Here is a 16720-nt window from a genome sequence, read left to right as displayed (position 1 = left end):
GGAAATAGACGCTTCAAGACATGATGACGTTGAGGTATTGTCACCTGTTAATGTAGAAATGATGGTGTCAAAAGCCAATGATGCATCGTCAACTCATGCGCCGAAAACCATGAAGGGAGTGACGCGATCGTCCCTGCCATGGGTGTTGCGTGCCTGTCGCTCTTCGCTGCTGTGGGTAGGAGGATTCAGCCTGGTGATCAACCTGCTGATGCTGACTCCGGCGCTCTACATGCTGCAGGTCTACGATCGTGTCATCACCACGGGGAGCCGCGAGACGCTGCTGCTGCTGACCCTGGCGGTGCTCTTCCTCTTCATCGTGATGGGCCTGCTGGAGGGGGTGCGGGCTCGGGTACTGGTCCGGGTGGGCAACCGTCTCGAGACCCGACTGGACGAGGGGCTCCACCAGAGCATGGTGGCGCGCGCCCTGCGGCAGGCCACGCCCTCCGCCTGGCCGCTCGATGACCTCGCTGCCCTGCGTCAGGCGCTGGCCGGCGGTGGTCTCGTCGCGCTGTTCGATACCCTCTGGGTGCCGCTCTACCTGGCGTTGCTGTTCCTGTTCCACCCCTGGCTCGGTACCTTCGCCCTGCTCTCGGGATGCGTGTTGCTGCTCCTGCTGCTGCTCGCCGAGCGACTCACCCGCGGGCTGCTCCAGGCGGCCGGCAACGAGCAGGCCACGGCGAGAGGCAGGGTGGAGACCCACCTGCGCCATGCCGAGGTACTGCAGGGCATGGGGATGGGCCCCGCCCTCGGCCGGCGCTGGCGGGGCGACCAGCGGCGCTGCCAGGCGGCCCAGTCGCGTGCCAGCGACCGGGCCGGGCTCCTCTCCGGGCTGACCCGCGTGCTGCGGCTGCTCTTCCAGTCCCTGATCCTGGGCCTTGGGGCCCTGCTGGTGCTCGATGAGCAGATCACGCCCGGCATGATGATTGCGGCCTCCATCCTGATGGGGCGTGCCCTGGCCCCGGTGGACCAGATGGCCTCCCACTGGCGCGACCTGGTGAATGCTCGGTCGGCCTACCATCGCCTCCAGAGGCTGCTGGCCGACGGCGAGCCGGAAGGGGAGCGGATGGCCTTGCCAAGACCGGCCGGCCGCCTGGTGGCCGAGGCCGTCACGGCTGGTCCACCGGGCAGTCGGGAACCGGTCGTGCGAGGCGTGAGCCTCGCCATCGCCCCGGGCGAGCAGCTCGGGGTGATCGGGCCCAGCGCGTCGGGCAAGTCGACCCTGGTACGCGTCCTGCTCGGCATCTGGCCCGCCCAGGTGGGGACCGTACGCCTGGATGGCGCCGACATCGCCCGTTGGGACCGGGAGGCGCTCGGTCCCCACATCGGCTACCTGCCCCAGGACATCGAGCTCTTCGACGGCACCATCGCCGAGAACATCGCCCGGTTCGGAGAGGTCAGGTCCGAGCGGGTGATTGCGGCGGCCCGGCGCGCCGGCCTTCACGAGACGGTCCTGCGCCTGTCCGATGGCTACGATACCCGGCTCTCGGCCGCGGGGAGCGAACTCTCCACCGGCCAGCGCCAGCGCCTCGGCCTGGCCCGGGCACTGCATGGCGACCCGGTGCTGGTGGTGCTCGACGAGCCCAATGCCAACCTGGACCTGGAGGGCGAGCGAGCCCTGTCCCGGAGCCTGCAGCGACTCCGGGAGGAGGGCGTCAGCCTGGTGGTGGTCAGTCACCGCACGGGCGTATTACGCCAGGTGGATACGCTGCTGGTAATGGAAGACGGTCGCGTCGCCCTCAACGGTCCCAGGGATCGGGTACTGGCGCGTCTCGCCGCGTCGCGCCAGCAAGCGCCGGGGGGGGACGCCCCATGAGTCGGGATCACGACGTCGCCGGCGCGCCGTCGCCGCCGGTCGATGACCGCTGGACGCGCCGCTTTGGCCTGCTCGTGCTGCTGCTCTGCCTCGGGGGCGTCGGCGGCTGGGCGGTAACGGCCGACCTGGCGGTGGCGGTCATCGCGCCCGGCCAGCTGGTGGCCGCCTCCTCCAACAAGGCCGTGAAGCATCCCTCCGGCGGTGTCGTGGACCGCATCGTCGTGGCGGAGGGCGACCGCGTGGCGCAGGGCGAGCCGCTGGTGGTGCTGGAGACTGCCCTGCTCGAGCGGCGGCTGGAGGTCGCCCGCACCCGCCATCGCCTGGCCCTGGCCGCCCAGGCGCGGCTGGCGGCCGAGCAGGGCGGCGAGGCGCGGCCGAGCTTTCCCTCGGCACTGGTCGATGCCGGGGACCCGGAGGCCAGCCGGATCATGGCGGTGCAGCTCGGGCTCTTCCATGTTCGACGCCTCTCCCAGGTGAAGGAGCGGGAGGCCCTGACGCAGCAGAACGACCGGCTGCGGGAGCGTATCGCGGGGCTCGCCACACAGGCGGAGTTCGCTGCACGCCGGCTCGATAACCTGCGCGAGGAGGTCGAGGCCCTGGGCTCGCTGTACCGGGACGGGCTGAGTGACCGGCAGCGGCTCAACGAGCTGGAGCGGGAGCTGCTGGAGGAGCAGGGGCGCGTCGAGGGTTACCGTCTCGAGCGGATTCGCCTCGCCTCACGCATCACGGAGAATGCCCGGCAGACGGGGCGGCGTCGCGAGGCCTTCCGGGAAGAGGTCGGCGAGGCCCTCCATGGGGCGCGCCGGCGGGTCGCCGATGCCGAGGAGCGCCTGGCCCGCCTCCAGGAGCAACGGCGGCGGGCGGTGATCACGGCCCCGGTCTCGGGGAGCGTGGTCGGCCTCGCGGTGCATGCGCCGGGCGCGGTCATCGAGCCGGGGGCCAGGGTGCTGGAACTGGTGCCCGAGTCGGACCCCCTGGTGGTCGAGGCGCGGGTGGCCGACCACGACATCGACCGGGTGGCCGTGGGGCAGCCCGCCGAGATACGTTTCACGGCCTACAACCGGCGTCGTACCCGGAGCATCGAGGGGCGGGTCGTGCGGGTCGCCGCGGACAGCGAGCGGGATGAGGCCTCGGGGCGTCGTTTCTACCGGGCACGGGTCCGGCTCGTGTCGCAAGCGGCCGGGGCGGGCCTCGAGGCCATGCCGCTGAGGGCCGGGATGCCGGTGGAGGTGAGGCTGCAGGCCGGCGAGCGCACCCTGGCCGGCTACCTGCTCAGGCCGCTGGAGGACATGCTCTCGCGTGCCTTGCGCGCCAACTAGGCGGGCGCTGGGTGCTACCGGGGCATGCGCCTGTCCGGTGCGGGCACGCGGCCCTGGACTGGGCCGTTGAGTAGCGGCGTCGCCTCGACAGCCGGGAAGGCCCTCAGGTGCCCCCGGGGGGCGGAGGTCGCACCAGCCGGCAGGCCGCGAGCAGAAACAGCGGGGCACCGGCGGCCAGGTAAAGGTGGTAGGAGACCAGTCGCCAGACCAGCACCGCGGCGGCGGCCTGCTCGCGCTCCATCAGCGGCAGCAGCAGCCCGCCGACGCCCAGTTCGGCCGCCCCCGCGCCGCCGGGCAAAAAGCTGAACTGGCTCGCGGCCATGGCCAGCATCTGGGTCAGGAAGGTCCATATCCAGTCGACGTTTCCCCCGGCGCCCAGCACCGCCAGGTAGAGCAGGCTGTAACGCAGCAGCCAATGCGCCGTGGTAAGTCCCAGCATCGCCAGCAGGGTCGCGATGGGGAGCCGCAGGGTGGCCTGCAATGCCTGCCGACACGTCAGCAGGCGGCGGACGAGCCAGCGGCGCCGATAGCCGCTCAGCCAGCGTGCGCCCGGCGACGCGGTATAGCGCAGCAGCCCAGGCAGGTAGCCTATCGCCAGGGTAACGCCCACGGCCATCAGGGCCAGCGCTGACAGGGCGGCCTGGATCAGCCCCTGGTGGGGCCACTGGGTCTCGCCCAGCAGGGAGTAGGCCACCAGCCCCGAGAGCATGCCGAGGAAGAACAGCAGGTCGCAGCCCTGGTCGACCAGGAAGACGGCGGCCCCCCTGGAGGCCGGCAGGCCGCGCTGCGCCAGCAGGACCAGCAGCGTGGCCGGCCCACCAGTGCCCCCGGGCGTGGCACAGAGGGCGAACTTGGACGCCAGTTCGATGCCCAGCGCTCCACGCTGCCCAAGCCGGCCGGCCCGGCCATCCAGCATCAAGCGCAGCCGGGCGGCGTTGAGGTTCCAGCAGGCGAATGCCATCAGCAGCATCAGGGCCAATACCCCTGGCGGGAAGCGCGTGACCGCTGCCAGGGCACCCGGGCCGCCCAGCCAGGCCGTGACCAGGAGAGGTGCCGCGAGCGCCATCACGACCAGCAGGCCGTGCAGTGGCCGCCACCGCGGCAGTGGCCCGCGACGGTCAGCCGTTCCGGGTGATGGCATGGTGCTCGCTACCCTGACGCAGTTGCCGGTAGTGCCCCAGCAGGTCATCGATGACCCGCTCCCAGTCGAAGTGGCGTTCGACGTGCCGGCGGGCGTGGCGGCCCATGGCATCCGGGTCATTGAGGAAGAGCTCGCGCACGGCGCGGGCCATGTCGTCGGGGTCCCGGGGTCGACAGAGCACGCCGGCCCCCAGCGGCACATACTCCTTCAGGGCGCCCGCCCGGGCCGCGACCACCGGCAGCCCGCAGGCCATGGCCTCCTGGGCCACCAGGCCGAAGGTCTCACGGGTGCCGGCATGCAACATGGCATCGGCGCTGGCCAGGGCGGTGGCGACCTCGGCGGGCGGGCAGTAGCGGGGCACCACGCTGACATTGTCGGCGACCCGGGTAGGCATGCCGGGGCCCATCAGCAGCAGGTGATACGCGGGGCCCAGGCGGGCCATGGTCGCCAGCAGCACGTCGACGTGCTTCTCCGGGGAGTGGCGGCCTGCGAAGACCAGCAGGCGCTGGTGGTCGCCCAGTCCCAGGCGTCGACGCAGGCCAGGGTCACGATGCCGTGGGTGGAAGGCCGCCAGATCGACCCCCAGCGGCTGGACGCGCACCTTCTCCACACCCCAGTCGGCCAGCCGCTCGGCCATGGCGGTGCAGGGCGCCAGCACGCTGTCGAAGTGGCCATAGAGGTCGCCCACGTAGCGCTGCAGGCGCTGGCGGACGCCGGCGCCGAACCGGTCACCCATCAGCCTCGGCAGGTCGGAGTGGAAGAAGCCCACCGTGGGCACCCCCAGGGCCTGGCCGGCCTCCGCGGCGGCCCAGGCGGTGACATAGGGGTCGCCGGCCTCGACCAGGTCGGGGGCCATCGCCATCAGGGCATCGCGCCAGGGGGCGCGGCGCAGCGGGAAGCGGTAGCCCTGGCCAAGCGGAATCCGCGGAGCGGGGAGGGTATGCACCCCGCCGAGCGAGGCGCGCTCGGCGCCGGGCACTAGCAGGCTGGTACGCAGTCCCGGCCGGGCGGCCAGCACGCGATGCTTGGCCTCGAGGTAGGTGCGCACCCCGCCGCTGGCAGGCGCGTGGAACATGGTGACGTCGACGATATGCAAGGCGCCCTCCTGGCGTGGATGTACCCTGCCAGCCTAGGGCGGCCATGCGACAGTCTTGCGACAGCCGCAACGCAAGACGGCGACCCGAGGGTCGCCGTCCTGTGCTGCCTGTGGTTACCGAGCGGTCAGTCCGCGGGGCGACCCACCAGCGAGCGGGTCTCCTCGCGGGCCTCGGTCAGCGCCACGCGGATCACGTCGCCGAGCTTGAAGCGCTCCTCGCCCTCGACCTGGACGCGCCCCTCCTTGTCGTCGATCGCCACCTTGGTGCGGTCGCTGTGCATCAGCGGGGCGGGGATGAAGGCGGTGGCGCCGTTGGCGGTCAGGCGTACCCGCATGCCGCCGCGGTTGACGGCGATGACCTCGGCCTCGAAGGTCTCCTGGGCCTCGGCGGCCGGGGTCAGGTAGCGCACGTAGAGCCAGTCCTTGACGTCGCGTTCGGCCATGCGGTTCAGGCGGCGGCGCTCGGTGAGCTGCTCGGTGAGCTGCTGGCTGGCCTCGGCCGGGGCCTGCTCGCCCTTGAGGACGCGCTTGATCAGGCGGTGGTTGACCATGTCGCCGTACTTGCGGATCGGCGAGGTCCAGGTGGCATAGGCGGAAAGGCCCAGGCCGAAGTGCGGGCCGGGCTGGGCGGACATGCTGGTGAAGCCCTGGAAGCGGCGCAGGCGGGCATCCAGCCAGGCGTCGTCGCGGCCCTCGAGCTCGCGCTTGAGCTCGGTGTAGCGGGGCAGCTCGGTGAGCTGCTCCTGCTCCACCTGGATGTCCTGGCTGGCCAGGAACTCCTGGGCGGCCTCGGCCTTCTCCGGCTCGAAGGCGCGGTGGACATTGAAGATGCCGTGGCCGACGTGCTCGGCAAGCAGGTGCGCGCAGCAGGCGTTGGCGGCGATCATCGACTCCTCGATCATGCGGTTGGCGATGCGCCGATGCTCGGTGCGGATGTCCAGCACGTTGCCGGCCTCGTCCAGGTCGAAGACGAAGTCGGGCCGGTCCTTGAACATCAGGGCATGGGCCGCCCGCCAGGCGCTGCGGGCCTCGGTCATGGCTTCGAGTGCCTTGAGCTGTTCGCCGATCGCCTCGGCCGGCGCCCAGTCGCCCTGACCCTCGAGCCAGTCGGAGACCCGGTCATAGGCGAGCTTGGCATGGGAGCGCGCGGTAGCGGCGAAGAAACGGTAGTCGCCGAGGCTGCCATCGGCGCCGACCTCCAGGGTGCAGGCCAGCACCGGGCGATCCTTGTCCTCCCACAGCGAGCAGAGGTCGTCGGCCAGCTGCTCGGGGAGCATGGTGACGTTCTGGCCCGGCAGGTAGACGGTGAAGGCGCGGGTGCGGGCCTCCAGGTCGGCGGCATGCCCCTCTTCCACGTAGGCGGTGGGGTCGGCGATGGCCACGGTCAGCGACCAGCCGCCATCCTCGTGGGGACGGATGCGCAGGGCGTCATCCATGTCGCGGGTCTTCTCGCCGTCGATGGTGAAGAAGGGCTCGGCGGTCAGGTCCTCGCGTTCGAGGCCCTCGTCGCGCAGTGGCCAGTCGTCGCCGGCGTCCGGGCACTCCTGCTCCAGGGCATGGCGAGCCAGGGTCACGCGCCACGGCACGGCCGGGTCGTCGGTCTTGGCCACCAGCTCGTCGATCTGGGTGAAGAAGGCGCGGTCATCGGGCTTGAGGGGATGGCGCACCAGGCGGGCCACCACCCAGTCGCCGTCGGCGATGCTCGCCTCATCGAGGCTGCGCTTGATGCGCGCCTTGAGGGCGGTCTTGATCGAGGGATGATCGGGAATCACCGCCAGGCGACCGTCGCGCTTCTGCACCCGGGCGATGAAGCGCTGCATGCCGGTCTCGATCAGGGTGTCGGGCTCGACCGAGGTCTTGTCACCCTCCTCGTGGAGGATGGCCTCGACGCGGTCACCATGCAGCACCAGCTTCATGGCGGGGGGCGGCACGAAGTAGGAGTTGCCGTCGTCGGTCTCGAGGAAACCGAAGCCCCTGTCGGTGGCCTTGATCACGCCCTCGACGCGAGGGGTGTTGGAGCGGATCTGTTGCTTGAGCTGGGCAAGCGCCGAGTTGTTCTGCAGCATGGTCACGATCGGTTGGCGGGTAGGGGGCTCACTATACGGATTCGCGACCCCGGCGCCAAACGCCGTGCCGGGCACCACGAGGAATCAGTTGGTTGCGAAGGCGCCTCGGTCACAGGGCGGGTGTGGCTGCCCGTTGAACGCCTCGATAACGGCCGTCGGTACTCGTCAGGGAAGACAGCCGGGGTCGCCTTCGGTAGCCTTTCCGGGTTCACGGCAGCGGAAGAAGGCCCCATGACCCCACGACTGATCGTCTCCGACCTCGACGGCACCCTGCTCGGGGCCGACCATGACCTGCCCCCGGAGACCGTCGACACCCTGCGTGCCCTGGCGGGACAGGGCCACCACCTGGCCTTCGCCTCGGGGCGCCATTTCCGGGACATGCAGCGCTTCCGCGAGCGCCTGGGCGTGCCGGTGCACGTGATCAGCACCAACGGCGCCTATCTCCACGATACCGAGGACCGCCTGGTCAGCGCCCGCCACCTGGAGGCCTCGCTGGCCCGGGAGCTGATCGCCTTGCCGCGCCCCGCCGCGGTGCGGCTCAACCTCTACCGGGAGCACGAGTGGCTGATCGATGCCGAGGCGCCCGGCCTGCTGGCACTGCATGCCCACACCGGCTTCGGCTACCGGGTCGCCGACCCCGGCGAACTCGACGGCGAGGGGGTCGGCAAGGTGCTCTATATCGGCGACCCGGGCGAGGTCGAGCGGCTGGCGGCGACGATCCGCGCCCGCCATGGCGAGCGGCTGCACCTGACCTGGTCGATGGCCACGTCGCTGGAGATCATGGCCGGGGGCGTGAACAAGGGCACCGCCCTCGCCGCGCTGCTCGAACGCCTGGGGCTCGGCCCCGAGGCGTGCCTGGCCTTCGGCGACAACCTCAACGACGTCGAGATGCTCGCCCTGGCCGGCGAGGCCCACCTCATGGCCAATGCCCATCCCGACCTGGGTGTCCGGCTTCCCGCGGCCGAGCGCATCGGCCATCACGATGAGCAGGCCGTGGCCGCGCGGCTGCGCGAGCGCTTCGGCCTGTCATGAATGCATGACGGCGCCCGCGGTTGCCGTCGATGGGCGGGTTCGTCGCCTTTCAGCGCACGGTGATCACGGTGCAGTCGGCCGCGTGGCTGACCTTGTGGGAGACGCTGCCGACCACCAGCCCCTTGAGGTCGCTCAGGCCGCGACTGCCCATGACGATGGCGTCGACGCCGCGGCGGCGGGCCTCGCTGATGATGGTGCGGGCCGGGTCGCCCTGGCCGATGACCGTCTCGAGGTTGGTGACGCCGAGTTCACTTGCCGCCTCGGCGGCGCGGTCCACGACCTGCTTGCCGGCCGCCTCGCGCTCCTCTCGCGAGGCCTCGACGGCGATGGCGCCGATGCCCCACACCAGGGTGGTCTCGTGGGCGAGTTCCTCGGGGATGTGCAGCAGGTGCAGGGTGGCGTTCTCCTGTCGGGCCAGCTGGCAGGCCACGGAGAGGGCCTTCTTGGCGTGCTCGGAGCCGTCGACGGGCACCAGGATGGAGTTGAACATGAGGGTCATCCTTCAGGGGTGATGGCGGGAGTACCTACCGAGGAGCCTAGTCACCCGTCGGCGCGGTGTCATGATCCGGGTCAAGGATGGCGCGCCTTCGCCCTCTCCTCGCCGGCCTCCAGGCGGCGCAACTGCTGCCAGAGGTCGCGGCGCAGGTCGGCCATGCGGGGGGCCTCCTCCGCGGCGAAGTCCAGCGGCCGGGCCAGGCGCTGGGTGCGCAGTCCCAGCCGCGCCCCCAGCAGCCCGACGCCGAGGCCCTGGGCGGCACGCGTCGAGAGCTTGCCGGCCAGGTCCATCGACAGCATCTGCATGCTCGCCTCGCTGGCGATCTCGCTGGCCCCGGCGAAGGCCATCTGGTAGAGCACGCTGCGCAGCAGCCGCAGGCGTGCCGCATAGCCCAGTTCCAGCCCGTAGAGGCGGCACAGGCGGTCGACCATCGCCAGGTGGCGCCAGGCGACCAGCGCCATGTCGACCAGGGTCAAGGGGCTCACCGCCACCATCACCGCCGTCTCGCCGGACATCCGCGAGATCAGCCGGCGGGCCTCCCGGTCGCGGGGGGCGAGCAGGTGATGGGTGAGCAGCGCCCGGGTGTCGCGCCCGTCATGGTGGGGCTCGCGGGCGGCCAGGAAGGCCTGCCAGTGGGGGTGGTCGTCGTCCAGGCCGAGGTCGCGGCGCAGCTGCCCGGCCAGCGACTGTGCCCGGGCGGGGGTGGCCTCGGACAGGGCGGCGAGGCGCTCGCGCAGCCGGGCGTGGCGGGCCAGGCGGCGCAGGCGCCACAGCTCGCGCAGCAGGGCCGAACCGCCGAGCCCCAGGGCCAGCAGCAGCAGCAGGCTCCAGCCGCCGGCCAGCCAGTCGCCGCCGAGGCTGGCGGCCTGCAGGGTCCGGCCGGCCTCCACCGCGCCCAGGCCCAGGCTGCCGCCGAGCAGGGCGAGCAGTCCCCAGCGCCGCTTGCGCGGGCGCATCAGGCTATCCCCCAGCGCCTTTTCGCCGGGGGCCGCATCGGCCTGGGGGTCGTCCAGCGGCTGGCTCGGCAGTCCGGCCTCGAAGTGCCGCCCGGGCCGGGGATCCCGAGCCTCGGCCTCCGGGGCCGGCGCGTCATCGAGGGTGAAGCGCTCGCCCGGGCGAGGGTCCTGTTCGCGGGAAGGGGTCATGACAGCTTGTCTCCGATCAACCAGTCCAGGGCGGCATCCATGCGGATGTGGGGCAGCGGTGCCCCCTTCTCGCGGGGCAGGGGGCGAAAGGCCGTGAAGTCGAAGCCCTGGCGGGTCCAGAAGTCCGCCCCCGGCAGCCGGTCGGGGACCTCGCCGGGGAACAGCAGCAGCGACTCGCCGGCCAGGGTGGTGCCGCGCAGGGCCGGGGTACGTCGCCCCTGCTGGCTGACCTCGCGGCTCTGGGTGGCGCGGATCGCCGCCAGCGACAGGGCCCGGACCGGCACGTCGGCGAAGCGCAGGTCCTTCAGCGGGTCGGCGAGCAGCGCCTCGAGCAGGGCGACCAGGCGGCCGTGCTGCTCGGGGGTGACGTGGTCGGCCTTGGTGGCGGCGATGGCCAGGCGGTCGATGCGCGGGGCGAACAGCCGCGTCAGCAGGCTGCGTCGGCCATAGTCGAAGCTCTGCATCAGGTTCGACAGGGCGCGGGATAGGTCCTCGAAGTGCTCCGGCCCGGCGTTGAGGGCCCCGAGCACGTCGACCAGCACGATCTGGCGGTCGAAGCGGCGGAAGTGTTCACGATAGAAGGGCTTGACGATGTGCTGCTGGTAGTGGCGAAAGCGCCGGGCGAGGGTAGCATAGAGGCTCTCTGCCGGCAGGGCGGCGAGTTCGTCGCGGTCGGCCTCCCTGATGCCCGGCAGGGGAAAGAACTGCAGCACCGGGGCCCCCTCGAGCTCCCCGGGCAGCAGGAAGCGTCCCGGCTGCAGGTCGGCGAAGCCGGCCTCCCGGGCGGCCCGCAGTCCCCTGGCATACAGCTCGGCGATCTCGGCCAGGCGCGCCTCGTCGACCTCCTCGGCGGGGTCGAGGGCGGCCACCGCGCGGTGCCAGTCGGCGAACAGGGCGGAACGCTCGCTGCCGCCGTCATGCCGCTGGGCCCGGCTCCAGCTCAGATAGTCGTGCTCCAGCAGCGGCAGGTCGAGCAGCCACTCCCCGGGGTAGTCGAAGAGGTCCAGGGTCAGCTGGCGGGTCTCGCCACCGAGCAGGCCACGCCGTGACGGCCGGTAGCGGATCGCCAGGCGCAGCTCGCTGATGCCGCGGGTCGGCTCGGGCCAGCGTGGGGGCTGGTCATCCAGCGCCAGCATCGCCTGGTCGTAGGGGAAGCGCGGCACGGCGAGGTCCTGCTGCTGCACGCGTCGGGCGCCGAGCAGGCGCCCCTCGCGGGCAGCCGGCAGCAGGTCGAGTCGCGCCTCGAGGCCGGCATGGCGCAGCTGGTTGACCAGCGAGGTGAGGAAGGCCGTCTTGCCCGAGCGCGACAGGCCGGTCACCGCCAGGCGCAGCTGGCGGTCGCGGCCGCGCTCGAGCAGATCATGGAGTTCACGGGTCAGCGGGGTGCGCATGGGGCGTCCTTGCGGGGTCGTATGCTGCCCTAATGTGCGGGTCGGGCGCGCGCCTGACAAGGCGTGGGATCATGAAACGACGCTGCCCCGCGCGGGGCGGGGCAGCGAGGAGAGGGCCTGGCGGCGTCAGCCGGCGAAGGCCGCGTAGATGGCGATCACCAGGATCACCAGCACGATGCCGGCGGGGATGGCGCCCCGCCAGGGGGTCAGGTCGACGGCGCCGCTGTCCTCGTGGACCCAGGCGGTCTCGCGGGGACGCAGCCGGCCGATCAGCAGCATCACCGCCACCAGCAGCACGAAGACGCTGGCCACGAAGTGGAACTCGTGCATCACCACCGGCAGCCTGTCGAAGGGCGGGATGAAGTAGCCGGCGAAGATCAGCAGGCAGCCGCCCACCAGCGCCACCTTGGCCGCCAGGGCCGGCACGCGACGGGTCAGCAGGCCCACCAGCACCACGGCCAGGATGGGGATGAAATAGATGGCGTTCATCTTCTGCAGGTAGCCGAACAGGCTCTCCTGGCCGGCCAGCAGCGGGGCGATGGTCATGGCGGCGACGGCCATGATCCAGCCGAAGACCTTGCTCGAGCGCACCACCTGCGCCTCGCTGGCGTCCTTGTTGAGCACCACCTTGTAGAAGCCGAGGCTGAACAGGGTCGTGGTGCTGTTGAGCGCGGAGTTGAACGACGACAGGATGGCGCCGACCATCACCGCGGCGAAGAAGCCGGTGAGCGGCGCGGGCAGCACGTTGAACACCAGGTGGCCATAGGCCTCGTCGGCGCGCACGCCCTGGTCGGCATAGAGGTGGAAGGCGATGATCCCGGGCAGCACCAGGTAGAGGGGGCCGAGCAGCTTGAAGAAGCCGGTCAGCAGCACGCCCTTCTGGCCCTCGGCGAGGGTCTTGGCGGCGAAGGTGCGCTGGATGATCTGCTGGTTGGTGGTCCAGTAGAAGAGGTTGATCAGGAAGACCCCGGTGAAGAGTGTCGCGAAGGGCACCTGCTGCTCGCTGGTCCCGATGGAGTTGAGCATCTCGGGGTCGCTCTCCTTGAGGATCGCCCAGCCCTCCAGGATGCCGCCGTCGCTGCTCACCGCCTGCAGGCCGAAGTAGACGATCACGAAGCCGCCGACCAGCAGCCCCACGCCGTTGAGGGTGTCGGAGACGGCGACGGTGCGCAGCCCACCGAACAGGGCATAGACGGAGCCGATCAGCCCCACCAGCCAGACCGTCAGCCACAGCAGCACGGTGGGCGATTCGATGCCAGTGAGCCCCTGCAGGTCAAGCATGCCCTGCAGGCCCATGGCGCCGGAGTAGAGGATGATCGGCAGCAGGATCACCGCATAGGCGATCAGGAAGATGATGTTGGTGATCAGCTGGGTGGTCTTGTCGAAGCGCAGCTCCAGCAGCTGGGGCAGGGTGGCGATGCCGCTCCTCAGGAAGCGCGGCAGGAAGAACAGCGCCAGCGCCACCAGGGCGATGACCGCCACCACCTCCCAGGCCATCACCGAGAGGCCATCGCTGAAGGCTGCGCCGTTGAGCCCCACCATCTGCTCGGTGGAGAGGTTGGTCATCAAGAGCGACCCGGCGATCAGCGGGAAGGTCAGGCTGCGCCCGGCCAGGAAGAAGCCGCTGGAGGTCGAGTGGTCGTCGCGGCGCGTGATGCGCCAGGTGATGAAGGCGACCAGCCCCGTGAAGAAGAGGAAGGACGCCAGGGTCAGGGCGTGCATGTTGGAAACATCCTTGTGAGGGGTGGATTCGGCCGCATATGCGTCGTTTGCGGCAGGAATGTAGGTAAACTTACCAGGATGGTGGGCGAGTCTAGTCCCGTGACTCGGCACCGCCATTCACCTTTCGTCTAATTGTCCGACATTGGTGGGGCACTGTCATCCCGGCTAGCGGGGCGGCAGGGCACTCACCGGCACGGGCTCGACCAGGCCGAGGAGCTGTACCAGCACGGGGGCCGCGGCGATCACGAACCCCAGCACCGCGAGGCTGCGGCCGAGCAGGCGGCGGTCGGGACGACGGGCCAGGGTCAGGCCGCCGATGCAGACCAGCAGGCCGAGGATGTTGAAGACGTAACCCAGCATCTGCAGCAGGTCGTAGGTGGTCATGTGGCTCCCTTCGGTGGTGGGCAGGGGGTGGGGCGGCTACCCTGTGATGGTACCAGCTCCACCCCGGGGCGAAGAGGAGGCCATCATGGAAGAGCGTCGCCCCGAGGTGGTGATCGACTTCTGGTTCAGGGAGCTCGCGCCCGCCCAGTGGTTTCGCAAGGACCCGGCCCTGGATGCCGAGATCGCACGGCGCTTCGGCGACTGGCTCGCGGCCGCGGGGCGTGGCGAGTTCTGGCAGTGGCGGGCGTCCGCCCGCGGCCGTCTGGCCGAGGTGATCCTGCTCGACCAGTTCCCGCGCAACATTCATCGCGGGGCGTCCCTCGCCTTCGCCTGGGACCCGGTGGCCCTGGTATTGGCCCAGGAGGCGGTCGCCCAGCGCGCGGACCGGCTGCTGGACGTGCCCTGGCGGGCCTTCCTCTTCATGCCCTACATGCACAGCGAGTCGCTGGCGATCCATGACGAGGCGATGCGCCTGTTCGCCCAGCCGGGGCTGGAGGAGAACCTGCGCCACGCGCACCGTCACCGCGAGGTCATCGCGCGCTTCGGCCGCTATCCCCATCGCAATGCCGTGCTGGGGCGGGACTCCACCCGCGAGGAGCGGGCTTTCCTCGAGCAGCCCGGTTCCGCGTTCTGAGGCTTTTCTCCCGGCGCCCGGCAAGGCACCATCGAACCACCTTCACCAAGGAAAAAGGAGTGTATGCCATGGGAATCATTGCCTGGTTGATCATCGGTGGCCTGGCCGGCTGGATCGCCGGCCATATCATTCGCGGCGGCGGCTTCGGCATCCTTGGCAATATCGGGGTCGGCGTGGTGGGGGCCGTCATCGGCGGGGGGCTGTTCAGCCTGCTGGGCCTGCAGGCGGGCGGTTTCATCGGCTCGCTGGTCACCGCCATCGTCGGGGCCGTGGTGCTGCTGTGGGTGATCGCCAAGGTCAAGAAGGCCTGAGGCAGCGGGCCCGACCCGACGCGCGAAAAACCGCCCGGCTGGAGACAGCCGGGCGGTTTCGCGTGGTGTATCAGCCGGCGGGGGTCGGCAGGATGCGCCGGTAGCGATCCAGGCTGGCGTCCAGCCAGGCACCGTTCGGCGAGCCCTCGGGGGGCGGGGCGGGCACCTTGAGGGTCAGCAGGAAGAGGCCGTGGCGCTCGGCATCGCCGTCGGTCAGGCGGCGGCCGAGTTGCCGGGCGAGGTCGGGCGGCAGGGTGCCCGAGCGCCGCCAGGTGAGCCGCAGGGCCTGCTGGTCGAGCAGGTACTGGAGGCGTGCCGCGTCCTTCAATATGGCCATGCCGCCCTGGGCCAGCCCCTGGGAGAGGCTCTCCAGCTTGCGGTAGCCCGGGGCCCCGGCCGCCCGGCAGGCGTGGGCCCCCTCCACGAAGCAGCGCTCCCGCTCGTCGGGGTCCTCTGGCCAGCGCCCCCCGCGGCGCCGCGCCGGGGTGGCCACGAAGGGCAGCACCACCGAGACGGCGGGGGTGCCGTCGGCCAGCGAGCCCTGCCGGGCAGCGACCACTCCGTGGCCCAGCTGTCGCCGCAGCCAGCGGTAGTCGCAGGCCTGCTGGATGCGGGCCTGGGCATCGGTGACCGTGTGATGAGCGCCCTGCAGGGAGCGCAGCAGGGAGAGCGTGCGAAGGATCATGGCGCCATTCCGATGTGCGAGCGGGTAGCGAGGGGCCGAGCGGCAGGTAGCGACCATAGCAGGGTTTCGGCCTCATGGCGTCAACGCCCTGGGCGCCAACGCGAACCGCCCGGCTGTCTCCAGCCGGGCGGTAGGGGCGTGTGCCGTTTCCGGTCGAGCCCGATCAGGCGGTGGCGGCGCTCTTGCTGCCGACCAGTTCCTTGAGGGACTCCTCGACGATGGCGAGGCCTTCCTCGAGCACCTCGTCCTCGATGGTGACCGGCATCAGGAAGCGGATGGTGTTGCCGTAGAGGCCGCAGGAGAGCAGGATCAGCCCCTTCTCGCGGGCCTTCTTGCACAGCGCGCCGGCCAGGTCGGCGTCCGGGGTGTGATTGGCCTTGTCGGAGACGAGGTCGATGGCCGCCATGGCGCCCATGTTGCGGCCGTTGTCGACGCAGTCGAACGTCTGCTGCCACTGGGCGAAGCGCTTGGCCAGCTTGTCGCCGAGCGCCTGGCTCTTCTCGAGGATGTTCTCCTGCTCGAAGACCTCGAGCACAGCCAGGGTGGCCGCGCAGGAGACCGGGCTGCCGGTGTAGGTGCCGCCCAGGGAGTTGGGGCCGGAGGCGTCCATGTGCTTGTCGGTGCCGACCACCGCGGAGATCGGCATGCCATCGGCCATGCTCTTGGCCATGGTGATGATGTCGGGCTCGACGCCGCTGTGCTCGATGGCGAACAGCTTGCCGGTGCGCCCGAAGCCGGACTGCACCTCGTCGACGATCATCAGCATGCCGTGCTCGTCACAGATCTCGCGGATCGCCTTGAGGAAGCTCGTCGGCGCCGGATAGAAGCCGCCCTCGCCGAGCACCGGCTCCAGCACGATGGCCGCGGTGTCGCGCGGGTTGGCATCGGTCTTCAGCGCCATCTTCAGGCCGCGCAGGGCCTCGTCCTCGCTGACCCCGTGGTAGGGCACCGGGTAGGGGGCGCGGAAGACGTTGCCCGGCATGGAGCCGAAGTCGGTGGCGTAGGGCGCGACCTTGCCGTTCATGGCCATGGTCATGAAGGTGCGGCCGTGGTAGCCGCCGTCGAAGCAGATCACGTTGTTCTTGCCGGTGGCGGCGCGAGCGACCTTGACGGCGTTCTCCAGCGCCTCGGCCCCGGAGTTGGCCAGCATCACCTTGGCGTGGCCGCGCACCGGGGTGACCTGGCTGAGCTTCTCGGCCACCTTCACGTAGCCCTCATAGGGCATCACGGTCTGGCAGGTGTGCATCACCTTGTCGAGCTGGTCCTTGACCGCCTGGACCACCTTGGGATGGCGGTGGCCGATGTTGAGCACGCCGATGCCGCCGGCGAAATCGATGATGCGATTGCCGTCGGCGTCCCACACCAGGGCGTTCTCGGCGCGGTCGGCAAACTGGGTGGCCGGGCTGGCTGCGCCGCTGGCCACGTAGCGCTGCTTGAGTTCGTTGAGTTCTGCGTTGTTCATGGGTCCTGTCTCCTTGGTAAGAG

15 protein-coding genes are annotated in these 16720 nt (G+C 70.7%); 5 read left to right on the top strand and 10 right to left on the bottom strand.

Going from position 1 to position 16720, the window contains the following annotated elements:
* Positions 1-109: 109 nt before the first annotated feature.
* Both DFP85_RS04905 and DFP85_RS04900 read left to right on the top strand, forming a co-directional pair.
* On the top strand, positions 110-1813 hold the full coding sequence (locus DFP85_RS04905; protein ID WP_133635187.1) for a type I secretion system permease/ATPase: 1704 nt from the start codon (positions 110-112) through the stop codon (positions 1811-1813).
* Positions 1810-3132 (top strand): HlyD family type I secretion periplasmic adaptor subunit, encoded by a 1323-nt coding sequence (locus DFP85_RS04900; RefSeq protein ID WP_133635186.1) that lies wholly within the window; start codon positions 1810-1812, stop codon positions 3130-3132. The genes DFP85_RS04905 and DFP85_RS04900 overlap by 4 nt, the downstream gene beginning before the upstream one ends.
* Positions 3133-3235: 103 nt before the next feature.
* Here DFP85_RS04900 and gpgF read toward each other — a convergent pair whose 3' ends face one another.
* From gpgF to DFP85_RS04885, 3 genes are all read right to left on the bottom strand, one after another.
* On the bottom strand, positions 3236-4273 hold the full coding sequence (gpgF, locus tag DFP85_RS04895) for a glucosaminyl phosphatidylglycerol flippase (protein WP_133635185.1): 1038 nt from the start codon (positions 4271-4273) through the stop codon (positions 3236-3238).
* On the bottom strand, positions 4251-5369 hold the full coding sequence (gene gpgS, locus DFP85_RS04890; RefSeq protein ID WP_133635184.1) for an N-acetylglucosaminyl phosphatidylglycerol synthase: 1119 nt from the start codon (positions 5367-5369) through the stop codon (positions 4251-4253). The genes gpgF and gpgS overlap by 23 nt, the downstream gene beginning before the upstream one ends.
* A gap of 125 nt (positions 5370-5494) precedes the next feature.
* Complete coding sequence (locus DFP85_RS04885) at positions 5495-7435, bottom strand: exoribonuclease II (RefSeq protein ID WP_133635183.1); 1941 nt, start codon at positions 7433-7435, stop codon at positions 5495-5497.
* Positions 7436-7666: 231 nt separating this feature from the next.
* On the opposite strand from DFP85_RS04885, the gene DFP85_RS04880 reads away from it, so the two are divergent.
* Positions 7667-8467, top strand: a complete 801-nt coding sequence (locus DFP85_RS04880) for a Cof-type HAD-IIB family hydrolase (RefSeq protein WP_133635182.1) — start codon at positions 7667-7669, stop codon at positions 8465-8467.
* Between the two features lie 49 nt (positions 8468-8516).
* Here DFP85_RS04880 and DFP85_RS04875 read toward each other — a convergent pair whose 3' ends face one another.
* The 5 genes from DFP85_RS04875 to DFP85_RS04855 form a co-directional block, all read right to left on the bottom strand.
* Entirely contained in the window at positions 8517-8957 is a 441-nt protein-coding gene (locus tag DFP85_RS04875) for a universal stress protein (RefSeq protein ID WP_133635181.1), read from the bottom strand.
* Between the two features lie 80 nt (positions 8958-9037).
* Complete coding sequence (locus DFP85_RS04870; protein WP_133635180.1) at positions 9038-10108, bottom strand: TIGR01620 family protein; 1071 nt, start codon at positions 10106-10108, stop codon at positions 9038-9040.
* Positions 10105-11499, bottom strand: a complete 1395-nt coding sequence (locus tag DFP85_RS04865; RefSeq protein WP_133635179.1) for a YcjX family GTP-binding protein — start codon at positions 11497-11499, stop codon at positions 10105-10107. Before DFP85_RS04865 ends, DFP85_RS04870 begins: the two co-directional genes overlap by 4 nt.
* 126 nt (positions 11500-11625) lie before the next feature.
* Positions 11626-13221 (bottom strand): solute:sodium symporter family transporter, encoded by a 1596-nt coding sequence (locus DFP85_RS04860; protein WP_133635178.1) that lies wholly within the window; start codon positions 13219-13221, stop codon positions 11626-11628.
* Between the two features lie 165 nt (positions 13222-13386).
* Positions 13387-13605, bottom strand: coding sequence for a hypothetical protein (locus tag DFP85_RS04855; protein WP_133635177.1), 219 nt, complete (start codon positions 13603-13605; stop codon positions 13387-13389).
* An 85-nt stretch (positions 13606-13690) separates the two neighbouring features.
* Here DFP85_RS04855 and DFP85_RS04850 point away from each other — a divergent pair, with 85 nt between their 5' ends.
* Both DFP85_RS04850 and DFP85_RS04845 read left to right on the top strand, forming a co-directional pair.
* Positions 13691-14239 carry a DUF924 family protein gene (locus DFP85_RS04850; RefSeq protein ID WP_133635176.1) on the top strand — a complete coding sequence of 183 codons (549 nt, stop codon included), beginning with the start codon at positions 13691-13693 and terminating at the stop codon, positions 14237-14239.
* 68 nt (positions 14240-14307) lie between these two features.
* A complete protein-coding gene (locus tag DFP85_RS04845) occupies positions 14308-14550 on the top strand; it encodes a GlsB/YeaQ/YmgE family stress response membrane protein (protein WP_133635175.1) in 243 nt (80 codons plus the stop codon).
* A gap of 70 nt (positions 14551-14620) precedes the next feature.
* On the opposite strand, the gene DFP85_RS04840 is transcribed toward DFP85_RS04845, so the two are convergent.
* Positions 14621-15235: a hypothetical protein gene (locus DFP85_RS04840; protein WP_133635174.1), complete on the bottom strand. Its 615-nt coding sequence runs from the start codon at positions 15233-15235 to the stop codon at positions 14621-14623.
* Between the two features lie 163 nt (positions 15236-15398).
* The gene (gabT, locus tag DFP85_RS04835; protein WP_133635173.1) at positions 15399-16697 is read right to left on the bottom strand and encodes a 4-aminobutyrate--2-oxoglutarate transaminase; all 1299 of its coding nucleotides are present in this window, start codon (positions 16695-16697) and stop codon (positions 15399-15401) included.
* Positions 16698-16720: the final 23 nt, after the last annotated feature.

The organism is Halomonas ventosae, from assembly GCF_004363555.1.
In the GTDB taxonomy this organism is placed as follows: Bacteria; Pseudomonadota; Gammaproteobacteria; order Pseudomonadales; family Halomonadaceae; genus Halomonas; species Halomonas ventosae.
The sequence above is the reverse complement of the archived record's forward strand: the minus strand, read 5'-3'. Positions and strand labels throughout refer to the sequence as shown.